The organism is Micromonospora coerulea, from assembly GCF_016598485.1.
In the GTDB taxonomy this organism is placed as follows: domain Bacteria; phylum Actinomycetota; class Actinomycetes; order Mycobacteriales; family Micromonosporaceae; genus Micromonospora; species Micromonospora coerulea.
In genome coordinates this window covers 120,009-144,689 of the sequence record NZ_JAEMUW010000015.1, presented here as the reverse complement: position 1 = coordinate 144,689, position 24,681 = coordinate 120,009, and the positions used below count along the sequence as shown (strand labels likewise).

22 protein-coding genes are annotated in these 24,681 nt (G+C 73.4%); 20 read left to right on the top strand and 2 right to left on the bottom strand.

What is annotated here, in order from left to right; genetic code table 11:
• Position 1: 1 nt before the first annotated feature.
• From I8N68_RS20195 to I8N68_RS20175, 5 genes are all read left to right on the top strand, one after another.
• Complete coding sequence (locus tag I8N68_RS20195) at positions 2-865, top strand: sulfotransferase family protein (protein WP_200212330.1); 864 nt, start codon at positions 2-4, stop codon at positions 863-865.
• Positions 862-2,457: a lipopolysaccharide biosynthesis protein gene (locus I8N68_RS20190; RefSeq protein WP_307812893.1), complete on the top strand. Its 1,596-nt coding sequence runs from the start codon at positions 862-864 to the stop codon at positions 2,455-2,457. The genes I8N68_RS20195 and I8N68_RS20190 overlap by 4 nt, the downstream gene beginning before the upstream one ends.
• A gap of 28 nt (positions 2,458-2,485) precedes the next feature.
• Positions 2,486-3,418, top strand: a complete 933-nt coding sequence (locus I8N68_RS20185) for a sulfotransferase family protein (protein WP_200212328.1) — start codon at positions 2,486-2,488, stop codon at positions 3,416-3,418.
• Between the two features lie 131 nt (positions 3,419-3,549).
• A complete protein-coding gene (locus tag I8N68_RS20180; RefSeq protein WP_200212326.1) occupies positions 3,550-4,584 on the top strand; it encodes a glycoside hydrolase family 26 protein in 1,035 nt (344 codons plus the stop codon).
• A 243-nt stretch (positions 4,585-4,827) separates the two neighbouring features.
• On the top strand, positions 4,828-7,869 hold the full coding sequence (locus I8N68_RS20175; protein ID WP_307812892.1) for a malectin domain-containing carbohydrate-binding protein: 3,042 nt from the start codon (positions 4,828-4,830) through the stop codon (positions 7,867-7,869).
• Positions 7,870-7,930: 61 nt separating this feature from the next.
• Here the strand turns inward: I8N68_RS20175 and I8N68_RS20170 are convergent, their stop codons facing one another.
• Entirely contained in the window at positions 7,931-8,323 is a 393-nt protein-coding gene (locus I8N68_RS20170; protein WP_200212322.1) for a CBS domain-containing protein, read from the bottom strand.
• Between the two features lie 113 nt (positions 8,324-8,436).
• Here I8N68_RS20170 and I8N68_RS20165 point away from each other — a divergent pair, with 113 nt between their 5' ends.
• The 5 genes from I8N68_RS20165 to I8N68_RS20145 all read left to right on the top strand — a co-directional run bounded on the left by I8N68_RS20165 (position 8,437) and on the right by I8N68_RS20145 (position 12,221).
• Positions 8,437-8,886: an NUDIX hydrolase gene (locus I8N68_RS20165; RefSeq protein ID WP_307812891.1), complete on the top strand. Its 450-nt coding sequence runs from the start codon at positions 8,437-8,439 to the stop codon at positions 8,884-8,886.
• On the top strand, positions 8,883-9,653 hold the full coding sequence (locus tag I8N68_RS20160; RefSeq protein WP_200212312.1) for a hypothetical protein: 771 nt from the start codon (positions 8,883-8,885) through the stop codon (positions 9,651-9,653). The genes I8N68_RS20165 and I8N68_RS20160 overlap by 4 nt, the downstream gene beginning before the upstream one ends.
• A gap of 81 nt (positions 9,654-9,734) precedes the next feature.
• On the top strand, positions 9,735-10,466 hold the full coding sequence (locus I8N68_RS20155) for a phosphocholine cytidylyltransferase family protein (protein ID WP_200212427.1): 732 nt from the start codon (positions 9,735-9,737) through the stop codon (positions 10,464-10,466).
• On the top strand, positions 10,454-11,521 hold the full coding sequence (locus tag I8N68_RS20150) for an iron-containing alcohol dehydrogenase family protein (RefSeq protein ID WP_200212310.1): 1,068 nt from the start codon (positions 10,454-10,456) through the stop codon (positions 11,519-11,521). Before I8N68_RS20155 ends, I8N68_RS20150 begins: the two co-directional genes overlap by 13 nt.
• Positions 11,496-12,221 carry a CDP-alcohol phosphatidyltransferase family protein gene (locus tag I8N68_RS20145; protein ID WP_200212308.1) on the top strand — a complete coding sequence of 242 codons (726 nt, stop codon included), beginning with the start codon at positions 11,496-11,498 and terminating at the stop codon, positions 12,219-12,221. The genes I8N68_RS20150 and I8N68_RS20145 overlap by 26 nt, the downstream gene beginning before the upstream one ends.
• 10 nt (positions 12,222-12,231) lie before the next feature.
• Here I8N68_RS20145 and I8N68_RS20140 read toward each other — a convergent pair whose 3' ends face one another.
• A complete protein-coding gene (locus tag I8N68_RS20140; RefSeq protein WP_200212306.1) occupies positions 12,232-13,500 on the bottom strand; it encodes a glycosyltransferase family 4 protein in 1,269 nt (422 codons plus the stop codon).
• Positions 13,501-13,524: 24 nt separating this feature from the next.
• Between I8N68_RS20140 and I8N68_RS20135 the strand changes: the two genes are divergently transcribed.
• From I8N68_RS20135 to I8N68_RS20090, 10 genes are all read left to right on the top strand, one after another.
• Positions 13,525-14,385, top strand: a complete 861-nt coding sequence (locus tag I8N68_RS20135) for an Fpg/Nei family DNA glycosylase (protein ID WP_200212304.1) — start codon at positions 13,525-13,527, stop codon at positions 14,383-14,385.
• 327 nt (positions 14,386-14,712) lie between these two features.
• Positions 14,713-16,224, top strand: coding sequence for a sugar transferase (locus I8N68_RS20130; protein ID WP_200212303.1), 1,512 nt, complete (start codon positions 14,713-14,715; stop codon positions 16,222-16,224).
• A 32-nt stretch (positions 16,225-16,256) separates the two neighbouring features.
• A complete protein-coding gene (locus I8N68_RS20125) occupies positions 16,257-17,480 on the top strand; it encodes a sensor histidine kinase (RefSeq protein WP_200212302.1) in 1,224 nt (407 codons plus the stop codon).
• Entirely contained in the window at positions 17,477-18,238 is a 762-nt protein-coding gene (locus I8N68_RS20120) for a LytR/AlgR family response regulator transcription factor (RefSeq protein WP_200212301.1), read from the top strand. The genes I8N68_RS20125 and I8N68_RS20120 overlap by 4 nt, the downstream gene beginning before the upstream one ends.
• A gap of 66 nt (positions 18,239-18,304) precedes the next feature.
• Entirely contained in the window at positions 18,305-19,003 is a 699-nt protein-coding gene (locus I8N68_RS20115; protein WP_200212300.1) for a DUF5701 family protein, read from the top strand.
• A 132-nt stretch (positions 19,004-19,135) separates the two neighbouring features.
• Complete coding sequence (locus tag I8N68_RS20110; RefSeq protein WP_200212298.1) at positions 19,136-19,813, top strand: response regulator transcription factor; 678 nt, start codon at positions 19,136-19,138, stop codon at positions 19,811-19,813.
• Positions 19,810-20,883, top strand: coding sequence for a HAMP domain-containing sensor histidine kinase (locus I8N68_RS20105; RefSeq protein ID WP_372433772.1), 1,074 nt, complete (start codon positions 19,810-19,812; stop codon positions 20,881-20,883). The genes I8N68_RS20110 and I8N68_RS20105 overlap by 4 nt, the downstream gene beginning before the upstream one ends.
• Positions 20,880-22,535, top strand: a complete 1,656-nt coding sequence (locus I8N68_RS20100; protein WP_200212296.1) for a DUF4153 domain-containing protein — start codon at positions 20,880-20,882, stop codon at positions 22,533-22,535. Before I8N68_RS20105 ends, I8N68_RS20100 begins: the two co-directional genes overlap by 4 nt.
• 31 nt (positions 22,536-22,566) lie before the next feature.
• Positions 22,567-23,013: a DUF485 domain-containing protein gene (locus I8N68_RS20095; RefSeq protein WP_234040192.1), complete on the top strand. Its 447-nt coding sequence runs from the start codon at positions 22,567-22,569 to the stop codon at positions 23,011-23,013.
• 1 nt (position 23,014) lies between these two features.
• On the top strand, positions 23,015-24,655 hold the full coding sequence (locus I8N68_RS20090) for a sodium/solute symporter (protein WP_200212294.1): 1,641 nt from the start codon (positions 23,015-23,017) through the stop codon (positions 24,653-24,655).
• Positions 24,656-24,681 lie beyond the last annotated feature (26 nt).

The window sequence follows — 24,681 nt, the reverse complement described above, 5'->3', positions numbered from 1 at the left end:
CGTGACGGTGGCCAAGGAGCAGGCGCTCCGCGCGGTGAAGTCGGTGAGCCGGACGGTCGGTCGGCTGACCGCCGGATCCCGGATGACGCCCGGATTCCTGATCGTGGGGGCGCAGCGCTGCGGCACCACCTCGCTGTTCAAGACGCTCTCCCAGCACCCCGCGGTGCTGCCGCCGGCGTACCACAAGGGCGTGCACTACTTCGACACCGACTACCACCGGGGGATGAACTGGTACCTCGGGCACTTCCCCACCACCGCGAAGGCGGCGGCGGTCCGGGGGCAGGTCGGCGTCCGGGGGATCACCGGCGAGTCGAGCCCGTTCTACATGTTCCACCCGCTGGCCGGGGCACGGATCGCCAAGGACCTGCCCGGGGTGCGGCTGCTGGTGCTGCTGCGCGACCCGGTGGAGCGGGCGTACTCGGCGCACTCGCACGAGCTGGCCCGGGGCTACGAGACCGAGTCGTCGTTCGAACGGGCACTGGAGCTGGAGGAGGAGCGGACCGCCGGCGAGCGGGAGCGGATGACCGCCGACCCGGCGTACCTGAGCCACCACCTCCAGCACAACGCGTACCTGGCCCGGGGGCGGTACATCGAGCAGCTGGAGCGGCTGGAGTCGCTGGTCGGCCGGGATCGGCTGCACGTGATCGACAGCGACGACTTCTTCGCCGACCCGCGGCCGGCGTTCGACGCGGTCTGCGACTTCCTCGGCCTGCCGCACTGGGCGGACATCGCCTTCGGCAAGCACAACTCGCGCTCCCGCTCGCCCATGTCGGCGGAGCTGCGGGCCCGGCTGGAGGAGCACTTCGCCCCGTACGACGAACGGCTGGCCTCCTGGTGGGGACGCGTGCCGTCGTGGCGGCGGTGACCCGGACGGACCCGGGCGACGGGGCGACGGCGACGGTTCCCGCGGTCGGCCCGGCCCCGGCGGCGGGCGCCGGCCTGGGGGGCGCGGCCCGGCAGGGCTTTGCCAACCTGGTCGGGGTCGGCGTCGCGGCGGTGGCCGGCTTCGGCCTGAACATCGTCATCACCCGGGGCTGGTCGGTCCGCGAGGCCGGCATGTTCTTCGCCGCCGCCAGCGCCTTCATGATCGCGTCGTCGGCGGCCCGGCTCGGCACCGACGTGGGCACGGTCTACTTCGTCAGCCGGTACCGGGCCCTCGACCAGCGTGACCGGATCCGCGGCACGATCCTGGCCGGGCTGCTCCCGGTGCTGGCCGTCGGGGCGCTGCTCGCCCTGGTCGGCTGGCTGGCCGCGCCGGCACTGGCCCGGCTGACCATGCCGGAGGCGGGCCCGGGCGCGGTCACCGCGCTGCGCATCCTGCTGGCCTTCGTGCCGCTGGCGGCGCTCACCGACTACGCGCTCGCCGCCTGCCGGGGCTTCGGCCAGATGCGCCCGCTGCTCACCGTGGAACGGCTCGGCCGCACCCTGGTCCAGTTCGTCGCGGTCGCCGTGGCCGCCTGGCTCGGCCTCTCCGCCACCAGCGCGCTGCCGCTGGCCTGGGCGGTTCCCTACCTGCTGGCCGCCGCCGTCGCGCTGGCCTGGCTCGGCCGGCTGGTCCGCCGCGCCGAACGCGAGGTCGCCCGGCCGGTGCCGGCGGGCGAGCTGGCCGGACCGTTCTGGCGGTTCACCGGGCCGCGGGCGCTGAGCAGCCTGGCCGCCATCATCGTGCAGCGGCTCGACATCGTGCTGCTCAGCGCGCTGCGCGGGCCGGCCGACGCGGCGGTCTACACGGCGGCGACGCGGTTCCTCGCGCTGGGCCAGCTCTCCAGCGTGGCGCTGGCCGGCTCGGTGCAGCACCGGATGGCCGCCGCCTTCGCCCGCGACGACAAGGCCGAGGCGCGGCAGCTCTACCAGGCCGCGACCGGCTGGCTGGTGCTGCTGTCCTGGCCGGCGTACCTGGTCTTCGCCGCGTTCGCGGGGCCGATGCTGGCGCTGTTCGGCGCCGGCTACGGCGCCGGCCGGCGGGTGGTGGTGCTGCTCGCGCTGACCATGCTGGTGGCGACCGGCTGCGGCATGGTCGACATGGTGCTCAACATGGCCGGCCGGACCGCCTGGACCTTCTACAACGCGATGGCCGGCACCGCGGTCAACGTGGTCGCCAACGTCGCGCTCATCCCGGTGTACGGCATCGTCGGCGCCGCCCTGGCCTGGACCGCGTCCATCCTGCTCACCAACCTGATACCGCTGGCCCAGCTCTGGTGGTCGCTGCGGCTGCACCCGTTCGGGCGGGGCACCCGCGCCGCGATGGCCCTCGCCACGGCCGCGTTCGGACTGCCGCTCGGGCTGGCCAGCCTGCTCGGCGCGGCGGCGCCGGTGCTCGCCCTGGTGACGGCGGTCGGCGCGGCCGCGTACCTGGCCGGCGCCTGGCACTGGCGGGCCACCCTGCACCTCGACGCGCTCCGCGCGCTGCGCCGGAGCCGGAACCGCTCCGGTCCGGCGCCCGCCGCACAGTCGTGACCTGCCCCTGCGCACCGATGGGACACCGATGACCAGCAGCACGCCCCTCGCCCCGCACACCGGCCTCTCCGCCGTGAAGGCCGCGAAACTCGCCGCCGTCGGTCTGGTGGCGGACCGGAAGGAACGCCGGGAGTTGGAGCGTCCGGTGCCGGCCGCCGGCCGGAAGCTGAGCCTCAAGGTCGAGCGGCCGATCTTCATCCTCGGCGCGCCGCGCTCCGGCACCACCTTCCTGGGCAGTTGCGTGGGGGCGCTGCCGGAGGTGTCGTACCACTTCGAGCCGCGGCTGACCAAGGCGGTGGCCCGCTGCGTGTACGAGGGCAGCTGGACCCCGCAGCGGGCGGCCCGCTACTTCCGTGGCTACTACGGCGCGCTGCTCGCCGCCTCCGGCCACGGCGGGCTGCGGTTCGCCGAGAAGGACCCGGAGAACTGCTTCATCGTGCCGTTCCTGACCGAGGTCTTTCCCGACGCGGTGTTCCTGCACGTCTACCGGGACGGCCGGGACGTTGCGGTGTCGCACGCCGAGCAGCCGTGGCTCAACGCCGCGTCGACCGGCAGCGGGCAGAGCGGCCGGGGAGGCACCCCGTGGGGCGCGGCACCGCGGTTCTGGGTCGAGCCGGAGCGGCGGGAGGAGTTCAGCCGGGTCTCCGACCTGGCCCGGTCGGCCTGGATGTGGCGCCGGTTCACCAGCAGCGCCCTGGCCCAGCTCGCCGAGCTGCCCGCCGAGCGGGTGCGTCACCTGCGCTACGAGGACATCGTCACCCGGCCCGCCGAGGCGGCCGAGGTGGTCGCCGACTTCCTGGAGGTCGGCGACCCGGCGGGCCGGGAGGCCCTGCACGCCCGGTTCGGCCAGGCCCGCCCCGGCTCGGTCGGCCGGTGGCAGGCCCGGCTGAGCGAGACCGACCTCGCCGACGTCCTGGCCCAGGCGGAGCCGCTGCTGACCGAACTCGGCTACCCCAGGTGAGGGCCGTCGCACCGGTAGAGTGCTTCAGGTCGTCCGGCCACCCCGGGCTCCGCTGACGCGGAGCCCGGGGTCACGGGGGCCGGCGACCTTCCTGGGGAGAGGTTGCGGTGGTACGACGACTACGACGGACGATGGCGGCCGTGCTCGCTCTGGCCTGCCTGGCACCGGCGGTGGCGGCCTGCGAGTCGGGGCCCGCCGGACGGCCGGCGGGGCCGGCGACGACGGTGGCGTCACCGCCCACGGTGGAGCCGCGGACCGGCCCGGTGCGGACCACCGGGCTCGGCCCGGAGCCGCCGGAGGAGGGCGCCTGGCTCGGTGCCTGGGTCAAGCCACAGTGGCACAACGCCACCGGGCGGGCCGCCGCGCTCGACCAGTTCAACCGGGCCGCGGGCGGGAAGCTCACCATGGCGCACATGTTCCACCAGTGGAACGAGTCCTTCCCGGGCGCCACGGAGCAGGCGTTCCAGGCCATGGGGAAGCTCCAGATGATCTCCTGGCAGGGCACGGACACCCGGTCGACGGTCAGCGGCACCTACGACTCGCTGATCCGGCAGCGGGCCGAGGACGTGAAGGCGTTCGGGCTGCCGGTGCTGCTGCGGTACCGCTGGGAGATGGACCGGCCCAACCTGGCCGCCAGCATCCACTCGCCGGAGGACTACGTCGCCGCCTGGAAGCACATCCGGGCCATCTTCACCGAGGTCGGGGTCACCAACGCGGGCTGGGTGTGGTGTCCGCACGCGGACGGGTTCGCCGAGGACGAGCGGGCCGCGGCGGCGTACTACCCGGGTGACGACCAGGTGGACTGGCTCTGCGCCGACGTCTACCCGGGCCCGGAGTGGGCCAGCTTCAGCAACCGGATGGACCACTTCATGGCCTTCGCCCAGCAGCACCCCCGGCCGGTGGTGATCGGCGAGTTCGGCCTGACCCAGGAGGGCCGGCCCGGGCAGCGCGCCGACTGGCTGCGTGAGGTGGGCCCGTACCTGAAGAAGCACCCGCAGATCAAGGGCGCGCTCTACTTCGCCGCGAGGCAGACCACCAAGCCGTTGTACGACAGCACGTTCGGCAACGATCCGGAGAGCGAGGCCGTGTTCCGGGAGATGGCCACCGACCCGTACTTCTCGCCGCCGCCACCCGACCTGACCGCCACCGCGACCCCGGCCCGGTGATCGGGGCTCGTCTTTTCGTGTGATCCGCACTGGCTCGGCGGGTCGGCCCGACGGATTGCTCGGCCAATATCACGATCCCGGGTGGACGCGGCGCACCTCGATGCGAGAAGGTGTTGCTTTCACGTCTGTGGTCGATCGCGCCGGTCGGACGCCTCACACCGCTCCGATCCCCGGCCCCGATCACAGCTCTCCGACGCGCCTCCGGAGTTGCCTGTGCCTTCCTCGTTACTGAGACACCGCACGGTGTCCCTGTTCGGTGCCGCCGTCCTCGGCGTCGCCAGCCTATTCACGGCCAGCCCTGCCCTCGCCGCCGCGCCGAACCACGACACCGTGGTCGCGGACGTGCCGTCCGCCCAGACGCCGAACATCCTCGACGGCAGCGTGGTGGCCATCTACGACGCCGGCACGAAGGTGATCGCCGCCGGGTCGTTCACCCAGGCGCAGGACCGCGGCTCGGCCACCACCGTCACCCAGAAGTACGTGCTGGCCTTCGACAAGGCCACCGGTGACATCGACCCCGCCTTCAAGCCCGTGCTCGACCGTCCGGTGAACGCGGTGCTCCCCGGGCCGACCGCCGGCACGGTCTACCTCGCCGGTGAGTTCACCATTGCCAACGGCGTCAACCGGCGCAAGCTGGCGTTGGTCAACATCGCCGACGGCTCGCTGGTCACCACCTTCAAGGGGCCGGCGTTCAACGGCACCATCAACGACATCGCCAAGGTGGGTGACCGGCTGCTGGTCGGCGGCATCTTCACCACCGCCGACGCGAGCACCCGCAACGGTCTCGCCTCGTTGGACGCCGCCACCGGCGCGCTGGACAGCTACCTGAACATTCCCCTGACTGAGAACCACAACTGGACCGAGGGCAGCACGGGCGCGAAGGCCGGCGTCGGGCCGGAGAAGCTCGCCCTCTCGCCGGACGGCAACCAGCTCGTCGTCATCGGCAACTTCAAGAAGGCCGACGGGGTGCTGCACGACCAGATCGTGCGGATCAGCCTCGGTGACACCTCGGCCACCGTGATGGACTGGAACACCGACCGCTACACCCCGACCTGCCGGGCCCTCTCCTTCGACTCGTACGTCCGCGACGTGCAGTTCTCGCCGGACGGCAAGTACTTCGTGGTGGCCACCACCGGCGGGGCGTACCCGGGGCTCTGTGACTCGGCGGCGCGGTGGGAAACCGCGGCGACCGGCGGCGGACAGCAGCCGACCTGGGTCAACTACAGCGGCGGTGACACCTTCCTCTCCGTCGGCATCAGCGAGCAGGCCGTCTACGTCGGCGGCCACTTCCGCTGGTCCAACAACTCCTCGGGCACGGACAAGGCCGCGCCGGGTGCCGTCGGCCGGCCCAGCATCGCCGCGCTCGACCCGGCGAGCGGCCTGCCGCTGGCCTGGAACCCGGGCCGGCACCCGCGCGGGTACGGCGTCACCGAGATGCTGGTGACCCCCGGGGGCCTCTGGCTCGGCAGCGACCAGGACTGGATCGGCAACTTCCAGTACAAGCGCCAGAAGATCGCCTTCTTCCCGCTGACCGGCGGCGACGCCCCGCACTCCACCGCGGTCAAGGACCTGCCCGGCGACGTCTACCAGGCGGGCAAGGCCACGCCGACCCAGGTGCTCTACCGGGTCAACGCCGGCGGGCCGCAGATCGCCGCGGTCGACGGTGGCCCGGCGTGGGCGGCCGACACGGTGGCGACCCCGAGCAAGAACCACAACACCGGCAGCAACGTCAACACGTACACCACCCCGGCCACCCTGGACTCCACGGTGCCGTCCAGCACCCCGGTGGACGTGTTCAGCAGCGAGCGCTGGGACCCGGCCACCGCGCCGGAGATGCAGTGGGACTTCCCGGTGCCGGCCGGCGCCCAGATCCAGGTGCGGCTCTACCTGGCCAACCGGTACCCGACGACCGGCACGGTCGGTAAGCGCATCTTCAACGTGAGCATCGACGGCACGCTGAAGCTGGACCGCTTCGACCCGGTCGCCGCCGCCGGCGGCACGGACCGGGGCACCATGCGGTCGTTCCCGATGATCAGTGACGGCAACGTGGACATCGACTTCGGTCACGTCCTGGAGAACCCGCTGGTCCAGGCGATCGAGATCGTGCAGTCGGCGCCGGCGCCCACCGCGAACGACGTGCTGTACCGGATCAACGCGGGCGGTCCCGCGGTCACCGCGGCCAGCGGCCCGGCCTGGGCGACCGACACCATCGACGCCCCCAGCCAGTACCACAACGTGGGCAGCACCACCAAGGGCTACACCACCCTGGCCACCCTCGACGCCACGGTTCCGGCCGGCACCCCGGCCGCCATCTACAGCGACGAGCGGTGGGACCCGAGCACCGCGCCGGACATGCAGTGGGACTTCCCGGTGCCGGCCGGTCAGCAGGTGCAGGTGCGGATCTACCTGGCCAACCGGTACTCCGGCACCGCCACCCCGGGCAAGCGGATCTTCGACGTCAGCATCGACGGCCTGGTCCGGCTGAACGACTTCGACCCGGTGGTCGAGGCCGGTGGCACCGACCGGGGCACGATGCGCGCCGTCACCATCACCAGTGACGGCAACGTCGACATCGACTTCGGTCGGGTCGTGGAGAACCCGCTGGTGCAGGCCATCGAGCTGGTCAAGGTGGCGCCGCTGCCGACCGCGGCCGAGCTGAACAGCGTCTCGAAGCGGTCGTACGACGGCGTTTCGGCGGCCGGCTCGGCCACCCCGGTCAACAACCCCGACGGCACCGCCTGGTCGTCCGCCAAGGGCGGCTTCTGGGTCGGCGGCACGTTGTTCTACGGGATGAACGGCTCGCTCTGGAAGCGGTCCTTCGACGGCGCGGCCTTCGGTACGCCGAGCAAGGTCGACCCGTACCACGACGCCACGTGGGACACCGTGGAGACCGGTTCCGCCAAGGAGGGTGAGTCGCAGACGTACGCCGGCTCGACGACGAACTTCTACGCCGAGATCCCGAGCGTGACCGGCATGTTCTTCAAGGACGGCCGGCTGTACTACACGCTCGCCGGGCAGAGCAGCCTCTACTGGCGCTGGTTCACCCCGGACAGCGGCACCGTCGGCGCCGACCGGTTCACGTACATGACCTCGGCGTTCTTCGCCGGGGCGGGCGGCGTCTTCACCGCCGACAACTCGCTGTACGTGGTCCGGCAGAGCAACGGCAACCTGGAGAAGATGATCTGGCCGACCGACCCGTCGGAACCGCAGTTCTCCACCACGGTCAGCGGCCCCGGCCTGGACGGTGCCGACTGGCGTGGCGCGGCGGTCTTCGTCGGTCCGTGAACTGAGGCGTGACACCGCGATGGCCCGGCCGGTATCGGCCGGGCCATCGTCGTCTGCGGGATCAGACCCCGGTGGGCGCGTGCTGCCGGGCCCAGACCCGCATCAGGTCGCGGACCGAGATCACCCCGGCCACCTCCCGGCCGTCGAGCACCACCAGGTGCCGGAAGCCGCCACGGGCCATCGCCGCCGCCGCCTCCTCCACCGTCCAGTCCGGGCCGGCGTAGACCACGTCCCAGGTCAGGTGGGCCGCGGTGCGTTCGACGTCGCAGTCCAACCCCGCGCCGATCGCGTTGAGCACATCACGTTCCGTCATGATCCCGATCCCCTCGGAGTCGGGATCGATCACCACCGCCGAGCCCACCCTGCGGGCCGACATCATCCGGGCCGCCTGCCGGAGCGTGTGCTCCGGGCCGACCACGAGAACCTCACTGGACATCGCTTCCCGAACCTGCATCACGCATCACCCCTGTGGGACGGCGGCACCGGTAGGGACATGGTGGGCCCTCGATGCGTTCGGGACAAGGCCGGACATCGCCGGAAACGGCTCCGGCTCGCTACTGTCTTCACGTGCCCACCGAGCCTCTCCGTTGCGCCGGCGCGCTGATCGTGGACGACGACGGCCGCATCTTCATCCAGCGCCGGTCTCCGGACCGGGCCCTCCTGCCCAACTGCTGGGACATCGTCGGCGGCCACGTCGAGCCGGGCGAGAGCGTCGAGGAGGCGCTGCGCCGGGAGGTCACCGAGGAGACCGGCTGGAGCGTCTCGCACGTCCTCGGGCTGGTCGGTGAGTACCACTGGACCGGCGACGACGGCCGGGAGCGGCTGGAAACCGACTTCCTGGTCCGGGTCGACGGCGACCTGGCCCGGCCCCGGCTGGAGGCCGGCAAGCACACCGAGTTCCGCTGGCTGGGCGAGGCGGACGTGGCGCTGCTGGACGAGCACCGCGACGTCAACGACGGGCTGATCCGGCGGGTCGCCGAGAACGGCTTCGCCGCGCTGCGGTCGATCGGTCTGTGAGCGACGGCGTCGAGCTGGCGCCGCACCGGTTCGCCGGGCTGGTCGCCCCGGCGGTCGACCGGGCCTTCGTCGCCGGCATGCTCGCCGGCCGCGACGGCGGCGGCGCGGAGCTCAGCTCACGGTACGGCGGGCCGGCCGCGACCGGCTTCCTGGTCGAGTTCCGCACCCGCCTGGCCGCGCCGGGCGGGACGGTGGACGGGCCGGGCTTCGCGGCGGTGACCCGCTACCGGGATCCGGCCGCCTGCCGGCGGGCACTGGACAAGCAGGTCGCCCACGGGATGATCCAGCGGGCACCGGACGGCGGCTTCTGCGCCACGGAACGCGGGCTCGCCTTCCTCGCCGAGATCTACCAGGTGCACGCCGAGGTGACCGAGGAGCTCTGGGCCGGCCACGACGACCGGGTGATCCGGCTGGTGGAGGCGCTCGGCCGGCTGCTCGGGTACGCGCTGGTGCTGGCCGACGCCGACCCGGCGGGGACGGGCTCGGCCTTCGGCGCGATGGCCCCGCCGTACGAACCGGAGGGCATACCGCCGGGCGTGCTGCTGCTCAACCGGCTCGGCACGCTGCGGTACCACCGCGCGGACGCGCACGCGGCGGCGTGGACCGCGGCGGGGCACACCGCGGCGAGCATCGCGGAGCTGCCGTCCGGGGCGGAGCGGCTGGCGATCGAGCTGGAGACGGACCGCCGGGCCGCCGGGCCGTACCTGGTGCTGACCGCGGAGGAGCGGCTGGCGATGCTCGCCGACCTGGCGGCCCTGCCGGGTTGACCCACGGTTGGCGGCAGCGGCAAAGTCACCCGGGGCTATCCTCCACCGGTGACCCGGAGTCGTACGGAGGAGGATGCCGGCATGATCGGGATGGTGCTCGCGGCCGGTGCGGGGCGCCGACTGCGCCCGTACACCGACACCCTGCCCAAGGCGTTGGTGCCGGTGGACGGTGAGACCACCATCCTGGACATCGCGCTGCGCAACCTCGCCGAGGTCGGGCTGACCGAGGTGGTGATCGTGGTCGGCTACGCGGCGGACGCGGTCGTCCAACGGCAGGCGGCCCTGGAGCAGAAGTACGGCGTGACGATCACGCTGGTGCACAACGACAAGGCCGAGGAGTGGAACAACGCCTACTCGCTCTGGCTGGCCCGGGAGCACTTCGCCCGGGGCGTACTGCTGGTCAACGGCGACACCGTGCACCCGGTGAGCGTGGAGAAGACCCTGCTGGCCGAGCGCGGCCCGGGCATCCTGCTGGCGATCGACAACATCAAGGCGCTGGCCGAGGAGGAGATGAAGACCACCTTCGACGCGGCCGGCCAGCTCACCCGGATCACCAAGATCATGGACCCGCTCGAGGCGTACGGGGAGTACATCGGCGCGACGCTGATCGAGCCGCAGGTGGCCGACGCGCTCGCCGACGCGCTGGAGGCGACCTGGCGGCGCGACCCGAACCTCTACTACGAGGACGGCTACCAGGAGTTCGCCGACCGGGGCGGTGAGGTGCGGGCGGCGCCGATCGGCGACGTCTCCTGGGTCGAGGTCGACAACCACGCCGACCTGGCCCGGGCGCGGGAGATCGCATGCCGCTACTAGCCCGGACGATCCTCACCCCGCTACACATCGACGTGCGCCGCGGCGCGGTGGCCGACCTGGCCGCGATCCTCGCCGACGGGCGGATCTCGGCCGGCGGCGACGTGGCGGTGGTGGTCGGGCCGGGGCAGGGCGAGCAGATTGCTGAGCTGATCCGGCCGTCGCTGCGTACCGCGGACGTGTTCACCGTGGCCGGGGGCACCCTGGACGCCGCCGACGACCTGGGGGCGAAGCTGCGGGCTCGGTCGTACGACGCGGTGGTGGGGATCGGCGGCGGCAAGACCATCGACGTGGCGAAGTACGCGGCCACCCGGCGCGGCCTGCCCATGGTGACCGTGGCGACCAGCCTGGCCAACGACGGGATCGCCTCCCCGGTGGCGAGCCTGATCACCGACGGGATCAAGGGCTCCTACGGGGTGCACATCCCGATCGCGGTGATCGTCGACCTGGACTTCGTGGAGGCCGGTCCGGACCGGCACAACCGGGCGGGCATCGGCGACGTGGTGAGCAACATCAGCGCGCTGGCCGACTGGGAGCTGGCCCGGCAGGTCCGCGGCGAGCCGGTGGACGGACTGGCCGCCTCGCTGGCCCGGATGGGCGCCGAGGCGGTGCTCGCCCACCTCGGCGACATGACTGACGACGCATTCGTCACGGTGCTCGCGGAGGCGTTGATCTCCAGCGGCCTGGCGATGGCGGTCTGCGGCAGCAGCCGGCCGGCCAGCGGAGGCTGCCACGAGATCATGCACGCCGTCGACTCGCTCTTCCCGGGCACCTCCTCGCACGGCGAGCTGGCCGGCCTCGGGGCGCTCTTCTGCACGTTCCTGCGCGGGGACCGGCGGCGCTTCGCGGAGATGTCCGCCTGCCTGGGCCGACACGGGCTGCCCCGGCTCCCCGCCGACGTGGGTTTGACCGACGACCAGTTCGTCGAGGCGGTGCAGTTCGCGCCGGCCACCCGACCGGACCGCTACACCATCCTCGAACACCTGGCGATGTCGCCTACCGAGACGCGGGAGCGGCTGGCAGACTACGCCGATGCACTCCGCGACCACCTTGGCTGAGCCGTCCCGCCCCTCCGTCGCCGACTTCCACCGGGTCAACCGGGGCGGCGGCCTGTTCAGCGAGTCGATCAGCCAGTGGATCGGCGCATTCTTCGCGCTGGTCGCCCAGCGGCTGGGGCTGCGTCCCACCGCGCTGACCATCGCGAACCTGCTGCTCGGCCTGGCCGCCTCGGTCACCGTGGTCGCGCTCGCCGACCGGGTCGCCGCGGGTTCCGTCCCGGCCTGGGTGGTCGGGCTGGTCGCGCTGGTCGGCTGGCAGGTCGCGTACGCCCTGGACTGCGCCGACGGGCAGCTCGCCCGGGTCACCAACCAGCGCAGCGCGGCGGGCGCCCGGGTGGACGTGCTCTGCGACGTGGCGGCCCAGATCGCCCTGGTCACCGCCCTCGGCGCGACCGCCGTGGCGCAGCGCCCGGGGACGCCGACCTGGCTGGTGGCGGTCTTCGCCGGCACCTGGATGGTCAACCTGGTCACCTCGGTGATGCAGGCCGGCCCGAACGCGGCCAGCATGGTCACCTCGACCTCGCTGCCCGTACGCCTGGTGAAGCTGGTTCGCGACTACGGCGCGGTGATCTTCCTGGCCGGCCTGGTGCTGACCGTCGCCCCGGCGCTCACGGTATGGGTGATCGTCGCGTTCACGATCGTCAACGGCGGCTTCCTGCTCGCCAGCATCGCCTTCTCCGCCCGCGCCTCCCTCCGCTGACCCGGACGGGTCAGGTGGGGCGCGCAGTGCGGGCCACCCCCGCGTAGATGTCGATGAGCTGCTTGGTGACCACGTCGGGGTGGAAGGTGCGCTCGTAGCGGGCCCGGGCGGCCGGCGCCAGCGCGGCGGCCCCGGCCCGGGCCACGGGCAGGGCGGCGGCCAGCGCGGCCGGCTCCGGGGCCACGACCCAGCCGGCCTCGCCCGCCTCGATCCCGGCCGGCGGGGCGACCCGGCCGTCCCCGGGGACGGCGGAGGCGACGGCGGCCGGGCCGGTGCCGGCGGGCTCGCGGGGGGTGTCCGCGCCGACCAGGTACGGGATGCCGCCGAGCGCGGTGCCGAGCACCGGCCGCCCGCTGGCCAGCGCCTCGATGATCACAGTGGGCAGCACGTCGTGCCAGGTGGAGGTCGCCAGCACCACGGCGCTGTCGTCCAGCGCGGCCCGCACCCCGGCCCGGTCCAGCGGGCCCAGGAAGGTGACGTCGGCGCGTTCGGCGGCCGCCGCCTCGACCAGGGGGCGCAGTTCCCCGTCGCCGGCGATCCGCAGCTGGCCGAGCGCCCCCTCCGGGTGCCGGCGCCACGCGTCCAGCAACAGATCGAGGCCCTTCTCCGGGGAGAGCCGACCGAGGAAGAGGAAACCCTCGCCGACCGGGGCGGGCTGCCCGGGGTCGGGGATGGCATTCGGCTTGACCACGATGCGCTCGTCCGGGATGCCGTAGTCGCGCAGGTGGTCGGCGACCGCCGTGGTGAGCGCGATGAACCGGTCGACCGACTTCCAGGTCGGCCGGTGCACGGCGAGGGTGGTGGCCATCAGCGCGCTCTGCGCCCGCGAGCCCCGGTAGCAGCGGTGCACGATCGCCGGCACGCCCAGCGCCCGGCCCCGGCAGTCCTGGCAGATCACGCCGTCGCGGAAGTACAGCCCGGAGGAGCAGACCTGCCGGTAGTTGTGCACCGTCTGCACCACCGGTACGCCGTGCTTGTGCGCAGTCCGCACCACCCAGGGCGAGAGCAGCGGGTACGGGTTGTGCAGGTGCAGCACGTCCGGCCGGTGCTCGGTGAGCAGCCGGCTCAGCTCCTGCTGGGCGCGGGGCGCGTAGATCGGCGAGATCGGCAGCAACGCCTTCGCCGTCTTCGGCATCGTCGGGATCTCGTCGGAGCTGCGGATGAAGGGCAGCACCTCCACCCCGGCCGCGGTCAGCTGGGCGATCTCCGCGTCGACGATGGTGTTCTCGCCGGAGGGTTGGGCTTCCCGGTACCGGTTGTGTGCCACCACGATTCTCACGAGAAAGAAGGCTACCGTTGTGTGATGCCCGAACTTCCGGAGGTGGAAGCGCTCGCCGGATACCTGCGTGAGCGCGCGGTGGGCCGGCGGGTCGACCGGATCGAGGTCGCCGCGATCAGCGCCCTGAAGACGTACGACCCGGCGCCGAGCGCGGTGGCCGGCCGGCCGGTGGTGGACGCCGGCCGGCACGGCAAGTTCCTCGACGTGCTCTTCGACGGCGGCCTGCACCTGGTGGTGCACCTGGCCCGGGCCGGCTGGCTGCACTACCGGGAGGCGTTCCCGTCCACGGCGCCGCTGCGCCCCGGCAAGGGCCCGGTCGCCCTGCGGGTACGCCTCGACGACGGCTCCGGCTTCGACCTGACCGAGGCCGGCACGCAGAAGAAGCTGGCCGCCTACCTGGTGACGGATCCGGCCGAGGTGCCCGGGGTGGCGAAGCTGGGCCCGGACGCGCTCCGGGCCGACCTGCCCACCTTCGCCGAACGGCTGCGCAGCCGGCGCGGCCAGGTCAAGGGGGTGCTGACCGACCAGTCGGTGCTGGCCGGGGTCGGCAACGCGTACTCGGACGAGATCCTGCATGCCGCGAAGCTGTCGCCGTTCGCGATCACCGACCGGTTGACCGACGACCAGCTGGCCACCCTGCACGCGGCGACCCGGGCGGTGCTCGGCGACGCGGTGCAGCGGTCGATGGGTCAGCGGGCCGCGGAGCTGAAGGGCGAGAAGCGCTCCGGGCTGAAGGTGCACGCCCGGACGGGGCTGCCCTGCCCGGTTTGCGGGGACACCGTGCGGGAGGTCTCCTTCGCCGACTCCAGCCTCCAGTACTGCCCCACCTGCCAGACCGGCGGCAAGCCGCTGGCTGACCGTCGGTTGTCCCGACTCGTACGGTGAGTAACGACACTTTCCGATTACGGAGAGGAATCGGCCCGGGCGCGCCGAACCTCCCGGTCCGCGGCTCTACCGGTGCCGCCATCCATCGGTATAGTGGCTCGGTCCCCGGCTTCGAAACTGGTGCGGAGCCGGCCGGATCCCAAGCAGGCACCACCGGGCGGGTTGTCCTTCGGGTCGCCGTCCGACCCGGAACCCGCGTGGGAGACTGGAACGGTGGGCGACCCGGGCCCTCACGGCGAGTGAGGGCGCGAGTCATGCGGGAGGACATGGGTTGAGGTGACGACAAGCCTCCAGCGCCCGGTAACCAACACAGGCCGGAGCAAGAGCGTGCGGCACGTCGACAGCTTCGAGATCCAGCCGCCGACTCCGCCGTCGCACAACGGCGTACCCCGGTCGGCGTGGGCCCGTGCCCGCCGCCGCGTCTCCCGCTGGCACCGCCCCTACATCGCGATGCTGCTGCTGCTCGACTACGGCTCGGCGGCACTGGCGAGCTTCATCGCCATCCGGACCTTCGACCAGGCCGCCTCGGGTTTCTCCGGCACCAAGGAGGATCCCACCTGGTTCCACACCGTCTCGTTCCTGCTGCTGCCCCTCGGTTGGCTGATCATCCTGTGGGGCAACCGGGCGTACGACCGGCGTTACCTGGGGCTCGGCCCGGACGAGTTCAAGCGGGTGGTCCGGGGTGGGGTGGCGGTCGCCGCCACAGTCTCCTTCATCGCCTTCGCGACGAAGACCGAGCTGTCCCGGTGGACGGTCGGCACCGCCCTGCTCGGGGCGCTGCTGCTGATCCTGTTCGGCCGTTTCATGGCCCGGTTCGTGCTACACCTGGTCCGCCGCCTGGCCGGACAGGCCGGGCACCGGATGGTGCTGGTGGGCACCCTGCCGGAGACGCTGGAGGTCTACACCGCGGTCACCCGCAACCCGGACGCCGGGCTGGTGCCGGTGGCCATCCACATCACCGACGGGTACGCCGCGGCCCGCGGCATGGAGACCCCGGTGCCGGTCTACGCCGGCCGGGACGTGCTCGCCCTGGTCCGGGAGGTCGGCGGGGACACCATCGCCGTCTGCGGCTCGGCCAGCGCCGAGCCCGGCGAACTGCGCCGGCTGGCCTGGCAACTGGAGGGCTCCGGGGTCGACCTGGTGGTCGCCCCGCAGCTCACCGACATCGCCGGCCCCCGAGTGCACATCCGCCCCATCGAGGGCCTGCCGCTGCTGTACGTCGAGGAGCCGACCCTCTCGGGCCCGGCGCTGCTGGTGAAGAACCTGCTGGACCGGGTCGCCGCCGGGCTGGGCCTGCTGCTGCTGACCCCGCTCTTCCTGGCCGTCGCCATCGCCATCCGGATCTCCGACCCCGGTCCGGTCTTCTTCCGCCAGCCCCGGGTCGGCCACGAGGGGCGGACCTTCCGGGTCTGGAAGTTCCGCACCATGTACGTCGACGCCGAGGAGCGGCTGGCCGGCCTGGTCGACCAGAACGAGACCGACGGCATGCTGTTCAAGATGAAGGAGGACCCGCGGGTCTTCCCGGTGGGCCGCTTCCTGCGCGCCTCCTCGCTGGACGAGCTGCCCCAGCTGATCAACGTGCTCTGGGGCGAGATGTCCCTGGTCGGGCCCCGTCCGCTCCCCGCCGACGACGGTGACTTCCTCGGTGACGTGCGCCGCCGGTTGCTGGTCCGGCCGGGCATGACCGGGCTGTGGCAGGTCTCCGGCCGCTCCGATCTGTCCTGGGACGAGGCGGTCCGGCTGGACCTCTACTACGTCGACAACTGGTCGCTGGCGTACGACCTGAGCATCCTGTGGCGCACGGTGGGCGTGGTGCTCGCCCGCAAGGGCGCGTACTAGCGCTGACGGTCGCCACCCGTCAGGATGCCTGCGTGGGTGGCAACCTCTCCGCCGTGTTCGGCGTCGTCTCGCTGGTCACCGCGCTGGCCGCGGCGCTCTGGGCGGTGCTGCGGCTGCGCGCCCGCCGGGGCATCGCCACGGCCACCCAGCGGGCCACCTACGAGGTGCTGCACACCGCCGGGCTGGCGGCCGAGCCGCTGCGCGGCGGGCTGAGCGCGGCGGGCGCCGCGAAGGCCGTACGGCATCTGCGGACCCTGGTGGGGGCGGCCGGGCTGGCCCTGACGGACCGGGAGGCGCTGCTCGCCCTCGACGGGCGCGGCGCGCACCACGGCGACCAACTGCTCGCGGCGGCCCGGCGGGCGGCCACCGCCGGCCGGTCGACCGTGCTGCGGGAATCGGAACTGCGCTGCGACCTGGTGGACTGCCCGGTGCGCGGGGCGGTGGTGGCGCCGCTGAGCGCCGACGGCCGGGTGGTCGGGGCGCTGGTGGCGATCGCCGACGACCAGCCGGCGCCCGGGCTGGTGCAGGCCACCCTGGAGACCGCGCACTGGGCCGGTGACCAGCTCGCCCTGGCCGAGCTGGACTCGTCCCGGGAGCGGCTGGCCCGGGCCGAGGTACGCGCGCTGCGCGCCCAGATCAGCCCGCACTTCATCTACAACGCGCTGACCGCGATCGGCTCCTTCGTCCGGACCGACCCGGAGCGGGCCCGGGAGCTGATCCTGGAGTTCGCCGAGTTCACCCGCTACTCGTTCCGGGCGCACGGGGAGTTCACCACCCTCGCCGAGGAGCTGCGCTCGATCGACCGCTACCTGACCATCGAGCGGGCCCGGTTCGGTGACCGGCTCCAGGTGCGCCTGCAGATCGCCCCGGAGGTGCTGCCGGTCACCCTGCCGTTCCTCTGCCTCCAGCCGCTGGTGGAGAACGCCGTCCGGCACGGGTTGTCCCGCAAGCCGGGCACCGGCATGGTGAGCATCGAGGCCCGGGACGCGGGTGCCGAGTGTCACATCACGGTGGAGGACGACGGGGTGGGGATGGATCCGACGACGCTGACCGCCGGCATCGCCGAGCTGGCCGGCGCCGGCAGCGACCCGGCCGACGACCCGGGCCAGCACGTCGGCCTCTCGAACGTCGACGAGCGGCTCCGGTCGGCCTTCGGGGACCGGTTCGGCCTGGTCGTGGAGACGGGGCTCGGCTCCGGTACGAAGGTGAGCATGCGGGTGCCGAAGTTCCACCCCGGCGTACGGGCGAGCTCATGAACCAGACCGGATTTCTCCGGGTGCTGGCGGTGGACGACGAGCCGCCGGCGCTGGACGAGTTGGCGTACCACCTGCGGGCCGACCCGCGGGTGGCCCGGCTGCACACGGCGGGCGACGCCACCGAGGCGCTGCGGGTGCTCCGCGACGGCGACGTGGACGTGGTCTTCCTGGACATCCGGATGCCCGGCCTGGACGGGATGGAGCTGGCCCGGGTGCTGCGCCGGTTCGCCCGGCCGCCGGCGATCGTCTTCGTCACCGCGTACGACGACGGCGCGGTGGACGCCTTCGACCTCGGCGCGACGGACTACGTGCGCAAGCCGGTGCGCGCCGATCGGCTGGCCGAGTCGTTGCGCCGGGTGATGGGTTCCCGGGTGGTGCCGTCGCATCCGGCGGCCCTGGCGCGGGCGGAGGAGGATCCGACCATCCCGATCGAGCTGGCCGGAACGACCCGGATGCTGCCCCGGTCGGCGGTGCGCTGGGTGGAGGCGCAGGGCGACTACGCCCGGCTGCACACCGCGGACGGCTCGCACCTGGTCCGGGTGTCGCTGGCGACCCTGGCCGAGCGCTGGGCGGACGCCGGTTTCGTGCGAATCCACCGGTCCTATCTCGTGCAGTTGAAGCTGATCGCGGAGCTGCGGCTGGTCAACTCCGGATACGTGGTGGTGATCGACGGGACCGAGCTGCCGGTGAGCCGCCGGCACACCCGGGAGTTGAAGGACAAGCTGGTCCGGGCGGCGAAGCAGGACTGGAATCGCTGAACCGGGAATAACCGCGCGGGCAACGTACGCTGTACGGTAGGCCGTACGATACCCGTGGAGGTCGCCGTGTCCGAATCCCCGTCCACCACCGCCGTCACCACCGACCCGTTCGACGCCGGAGCCGAGTTCGACCGCCAGGTCCAGACGCTGCTCCGGCTCGGCTACCCGAAGCTGGCCGGGCGCACCGAGGAGGACTTCACCGCGCTGGTCACCCCGCTCCGCGCGGCGGCCGTCGCCGGCCCGCCCGGGAGTGCCGGGCACCGGCCGCCGACCGAGGCCCGGGTGCCGTTCCTGCTGGTGGTCACCCGCGACCTGGTGCCCGTCGAGCCGCGGCTCGGGCTCACCACACTGGCCGGCAAGCGCAAGCCCGGCTTCCTCGACCGCAACTTCCCCGCGGGCGACCTGCCGAGGTTCGACCCGATCAAGGAGCTGGAGGTACCGGCCGGCCCGGCGTACCTGGTCTTCGACGTGGAACGGGGCGAGGAGTTCCGCAACCTGGCGCCCGCCGCCGCGATGGAGGGAATGAGCGCCCAGGGCCGGCTGCCGCTCACCATCGACGAGGGGATCGCTTTCGTCACCCAGCACCCGGCCGCGCTCGCGTCGAACCGGTGCTTCTCGCTGGTCGGGTCCCGGTGCGGCGACAAGCGGGTGCCGGCGCTCTGGATCAGCCAGGGCGCGCCGAAGCTCGGCTGGTGCTGGTACGGCAACCCGCACACCTGGCTCGGCTCCGCGACGGCCCACCCGGTCCGGCTCGGCCTGGATTGAGCGCGTCCTGGTAGTCGTCCACAACTAGCTCCCGCTCATCCACCGGGTTATCCACAGGCGTGAGGCGTTCTCCACAGGTTGTTCACAAGGCGAGCCACCGATCTCCACGGCGGGTCCCTACAGTCGGACGCCATGAAGGAACGCCGGGTACTGGTGGTCGAGGACGAACGAACCATCGCCGAGTCGGTCGCCGCCCGCCTGCATGCCGAGGGCTTCACGGTGGACATCGCCGGGGACGGCCCGAGCGCCGTCGACCGGTTCCGGGCCGGGCAGCACGATCTCGTCGTCCTCGACGTGATGCTGCCCGGCTTCGACGGGCTGGAGGTGTGCCGGCGGATCCAGGCCGACCGCCCGGTGCCGGTGCTGATGCTCACCGCCCGGGACGACGAGACCGACCTGCTGGTCGGGTTGGCGGTCGGTGCGGACGACTACCTGACCAAGCCGTTCTCCATGCGCGAGCTGGCGGCCCGGGTGCACGTGCTGCTGCGCCGGGTGGAGCGGGCGACGACCGCCCCGCCGACCACCTTGCGACTAGGCGACATCGAGATCAGCCCGGCGGAGCGGCGGGTGGTCAAGGACGGCGCCGAGGTGCACCTGACCCCCACTGAGTTCGACCTGCTGGTGCACCTGGCCGGCCGGCCGCGCACGGTGCTGCCCCGGGAGCGGCTGCTCGCCGACGTGTGGGGCTGGGCCGACGGTGCGGGCACCCGTACGGTCGACAGCCACGTCAAGGCGCTGCGCCGCAAGCTCGGCGCGGACCTCATCCGGACGGTGCACGGCGTCGGATACGCGCTGGAGGTGCCGGCGTGACCAGCCGCCTGGTGGACTGGTTGAACCGCGTGCTGCCCCGACCGCTCGATCCGGTCCGCTCGATCAAGATGAAGCTCGGCGTCCTGCTGGTCGCCTCCTGGGCGGTCGCCGTCGGCTACTTCTGGTACGGCGTCGGCTGGCTCCCGCCGGGCACGGCGCTGACCGCCATCGGCATCGCCCTGCTGACCGCCCAGGTGCTCGCCCACGGCATGACCTCCCCGCTGCGCGAGATGACCGCCGCCGCCGGGGCGATGGCCCGGGGCGACTACACCCGCCGGGTGCGGGCCACCTCCCGCGACGAGGTGGGCGAGCTGGCCCAGGCGTTCAACAAGATGGCCGCCGACCTGGCCGCCGCCGACCAGCGCCGGCGCGAGCTGATCGCGAACGTCTCGCACGAGTTGCGTACGCCGATCAGCGCCCTGCAGGGCGTGTTGGAGAACCTGGTCGACGGGGTCGCCACCCCGGAGCCGGCGGCGCTGCGCGCCGCGCTCACCCAGACCGAACGGCTCGGGCACCTCGTCGCCGACCTGCTCGACCTGTCCCGGCTCGACGCCGGCGTGGTGCCACTGCGCCGGGTCCGGATGGATGTCGCCGACTTCCTCGACGAGGCGGTGGAGCACGCCGCCGCGACGGCCGCCGGCACCGGGCAGGACGTCCAGTTCCGACTCCGGCCGCCGGCCGCCCCGCTGACCGTGCACGCCGACCCGTGGCGGCTGCACCAGGTCTTCGCCAATCTGCTCGACAACGCCGCCCGGCACAGCCCGCCCGGCGGGACCGTGCTCGTCGCCGCCGAGGAGCGGTCCGGGCAGCTGCACGTCGAGGTCAGCGACGAGGGCGAGGGTATCCCGGCGGGGGAACGCTCCCGGGTGTTCGAACGGTTCACCCGGGGCGAGCGGGCCGCCGGCGGCGGCACCGGGCTGGGCCTGGCCATCGCCCGCTGGGTGGTCGAACTGCACGGCGGCTCCATCCGGGTGGCCGATCCGCCCACCGCCGCGCCCGACACTCGCCCCGGCTGCCGGATCGAGGTCACCCTGCCACGTACCGAGCCCGTCCGAGAAGAGGCCGCATGACCACCGCACCCCCGCCGCGACCGCCCGTGGACCCCCGACTGGTGCTGCCCCGCCCGGCGGACGCGCGCTCGCAGCTCGCCCCGCCGCCCGCGACGCCCGGCCCGCCACAGCCGTCCGCGTGGGAGCGGCGCTGGCCGGGAGCCACCGGAGCGGCCCGGCCGGTGGTGCTCGGGGCGGTGGCGGTGGCCGCCGGGGTGAGCGCATCCGTGGTACCGCTGGACCGGCCCGGCCTGGGTTGGCTGGTGGCCACCGTCGCCGGAGCCGCCGCCCTCGGCACGGCCGCCGTGAGCCGGCCCCGGCGGGCACCCGCGGCCGGATCGCCGGGGGTCCGCGAGGCCGAGGAGAGCAGCACCGCCGCGGTGGCCGGCGCGGCCGCCCGTCCCGACGCCACGGGGGCGCCGGGCCGGGCGGTCCGGCTGGTCTGGGCGGTCGCCACCGTCGCCCTGGTCGGGGTCGGCACGGTACGCGCCGCCGGCTGGCTCTTCGCGCTCTGCCTGCTGGCCGCGCTCGGCACCGCCTCGCTCGCCGTGGCGGGCGGGCGTACGCCGCTGGGCCTGCTGACCGCCGGGGTACTGCCGCCGATCGCCACCCTGCGGGCATTGCCCTGGGCGGCCCGGGGGCTGCCCCGAGCCCGGACGGGCGGCCCGGGCGTCGGACGGAGCCTGGCCAGCATCGGGATCACCATCGCGCTGCTCCTGCTGTTCGGGCTGCTCTTCTCCTCGGCCGACGCGGTCTTCGCCGACCTGGTGGCCGAGGCGCTGCCGGAGGTCTCGACCCCGGGGGTGTTCGGCTGGGTGTTCCGCGTGCTGCTGGTGGGCGCGGTGCTGCTCGGTGGGGCGTACCTGCTGGCCGCACCGCCCGACCTGGAGCTGCGGGTCGGGCCGGCCCGGGCGGTCCGCCCGCTGGAGTGGGTGTTGCCGCTGGCCCTGCTCGACGCGCTCTTCGCCGTGTTCGTCCTGGTGCAGCTCGCCGTGCTGTTCGGCGGCTCCGCCCACGTGCTGCGTACGGCCGGGCTGACCTACGCCGAGTACGCCCGGGGCGGCTTCTGGCAACTGCTCGCGGTCTCCGCGCTGACCCTCCTGGTGATCGCCGGCGCGATGCGCTGGGCGCCCCGGCGTACCCGGGCGGACCGGTTGCTGATCCGGCTGCTGGTCGGCGGGCTGACCGCGCTGAGCCTGGTGGTCGTGGCGTCGGCGCTGTACCGGATGCGGGTCTACACCGACGCGTACGGGGCGACCCGGCTGCGCCTGGTGGTGGCGACCGCGGAGCTCTGCCTCGGGCTGCTCTTCGTGCTGGTCGGGGTGGCCACGGTCCGGCTCCGGAGCGGATGGCTGCCCCGGCTGGCGCTGGGCGCGGTCGTGGTCGCCCTGCTCGGGCTCGCGGTGGTCAACCCGGACCGGCTGATCGCGGACTGGAACGTCGACCGGTGGCAGCGCATCGACCGGCTGGACGTGGACTACCTGTCCGGGCTCTCGGCGGATGCCGTACCGGCGCTGGACCGGCTGCCCGAGCCGCTGCGCTCCTGCGCGCTGCGGGAGATCGCCGCGCAGCTCTCCGAGGACGGATGGCGGGCCGCGAACGTCGGCCGAACCCAGGCCCGCGCGATGCTCGGCCCGGATCCGGCCGAGGTCGGCGCGACGGAGTGCCCTTGACATTCCCGCTGAGCAGGCAAGACTGCCGGGGATGACCGGCCCGGCGAAGCGCGACGGCCCGGGGCGGCCCGCCGCGGCCGTCCCGGTGCCGGCCCCGCGCGCCGCCGAGCCGATCCGGCGCACCCGGATCGTGCTGGCCGAGGTGTCCCGCCGGGACGACCGGTCGGCACGGACCCGGGCCGAGCTGGCGGAGCAGACCCGGGTGGGTGAGGCGCTGGTCCGGGGCCTGGTCCGGGCTCAGCTCGCGCTGGCGCTCCGGTTGAGCCTGGTGGTGCTGATCGGGCTGGGCGGACTCCCCTGGCTCTTCGCCATCGCGCCCGCGGTCGGGCGGGTCACCGTGCTCGGGGTCAACCTGCCGTGGCTGCTGCTCGGGGTGGCCTCCTTCCCGTTCCTGATCACGGTGGGCTGGGCGTACGTGCGGCTGGCGGAGCGCAACGAGCAGGACTTCACCGACCTGGTCCAGCGGCCGGAGCGGTGAGGTGGGCAACGGCTTCGTCGTCCCGGCGATCGTGGCGGTCACCCTGGTCACCGTCGGGATCGGCTTCTACGGGCTGCGGCTGGCCCGCACCACCTCCGACTTCCTGGTCGCCTCCCGGGCGATCAGCCCGACCTGGAACGCCGCCGCGATCGGCGGGGAGTACCTGTCCGCGGCGAGCTTCCTCGGCGTGGCCGGGCTGATCCTCAAGTACGGCGTGGACGTGCTCTGGTACCCGGTCGGCTTCGCCGCCGGCTACCTGGCGCTGCTGCTCTTCGTGGCCGCGCCGCTGCGCCGCTCGGGCGCGTTCACCCTGCCCGACTTCTGCGAGGTACGGCTCGGGTCACGGCGGCTGCGCAAGCTCGCCACCGTCTTCGTGATCTTCATCGGCTGGCTCTACCTGGTGCCGCAGTTGCAGGGCGCCGGGCTGACGCTGGCCACGGTGGCCGGCTCGCCCTACCCGGTGGGGGCGCTGCTGGTCGCCGTGGTGGTGACGGCGAACGTGGCGCTGGGCGGAATGCGGGCGATCACCTTCGTCCAGGCCTTCCAGTACTGGCTGAAGCTGACCGCGCTGGCCGTACCGGCGATCTTCCTGGCCTTGCAGTGGCAGGCCGACGCCCGCCCGGCGGTCGCGCCGCCCGACGGGCCGGCGTTCCGGACCGCGACCACCGTCGTGGTCGAGCACCGCGCGACCCTCACCCTGCCCGACGGCGACATCCGGGAGGTACGCCCCGGCGACCGCCTCGACTTCGCGGCCGGCGACCCGGTGCCGGAGGTCTCCGGCACCGCCACCCGGGCGACCGACTGGCTGCTGCCGGACACCGCCGGCAACGACGACCGGGGGCTGTTCGCCACCTACTCGCTGATCCTGGCCACCTTCCTCGGCACCATGGGGTTGCCGCACGTGCTGGTGCGCTTCTACACCAACCCGGACGGCGCGGCGGCCCGGCGCACCACGCTGGTGGTGCTCGCCCTGGTCGGCGCCTTCTACCTGCTGCCCACGATCTACGGGGTGCTGGGCCGGATCTACACGCCGCAGCTCCTGGTCACCGGCCAGACCGACGCGGTGGTGGTGCTGCTGCCCGGGGCGGCGCTCGGCGACGGGCTGACCGGGCGGCTGCTCGCCGCGCTGGTCGCGGCCGGGGCGTTCGCGGCCTTCCTCTCCACCTCGTCCGGACTGCTCACCAGCGTGGCCGGGGTGATCTCCACCGATGTGCTCGGGCGCGGCTCGGTACGCGGCTTCCGCCTGGCCACGGTGCTCGCCGGCGGGGTGCCGGCGGTGCTCGCGCTGAACGTCTCCGGGCTGGACGTCTCGCAGGTGGTCGGGCTGGCCTTCGCGGTGGCCGCGTCGAGCTTCTGCCCGCTGCTGGTGCTGGGCATCTGGTGGCGCGGGCTGACCGACCTGGGCGCCGCGGCCGGGGTGCTGGTGGGCGGCGGCGCGGCGATCGCCGCGGTGCTGCTGACTGTGCTCGGTCCGCCGCTGAGCGGCTGGCCGGCCACGCTGACCACCCAGCCGGCGGCGTGGACGGTGCCGCTGGCGTTCACCGTGATGGTGGCGGTGTCGATGGCGACCCGCCGCCGGCTGCCCGCCGACGTGGGCGCCACCATGCTGCGGCTGCACGCTCCGGAGACGTTGCGGCTGTGATCGGGGCGTTCCGTGGCGGGAGAGAT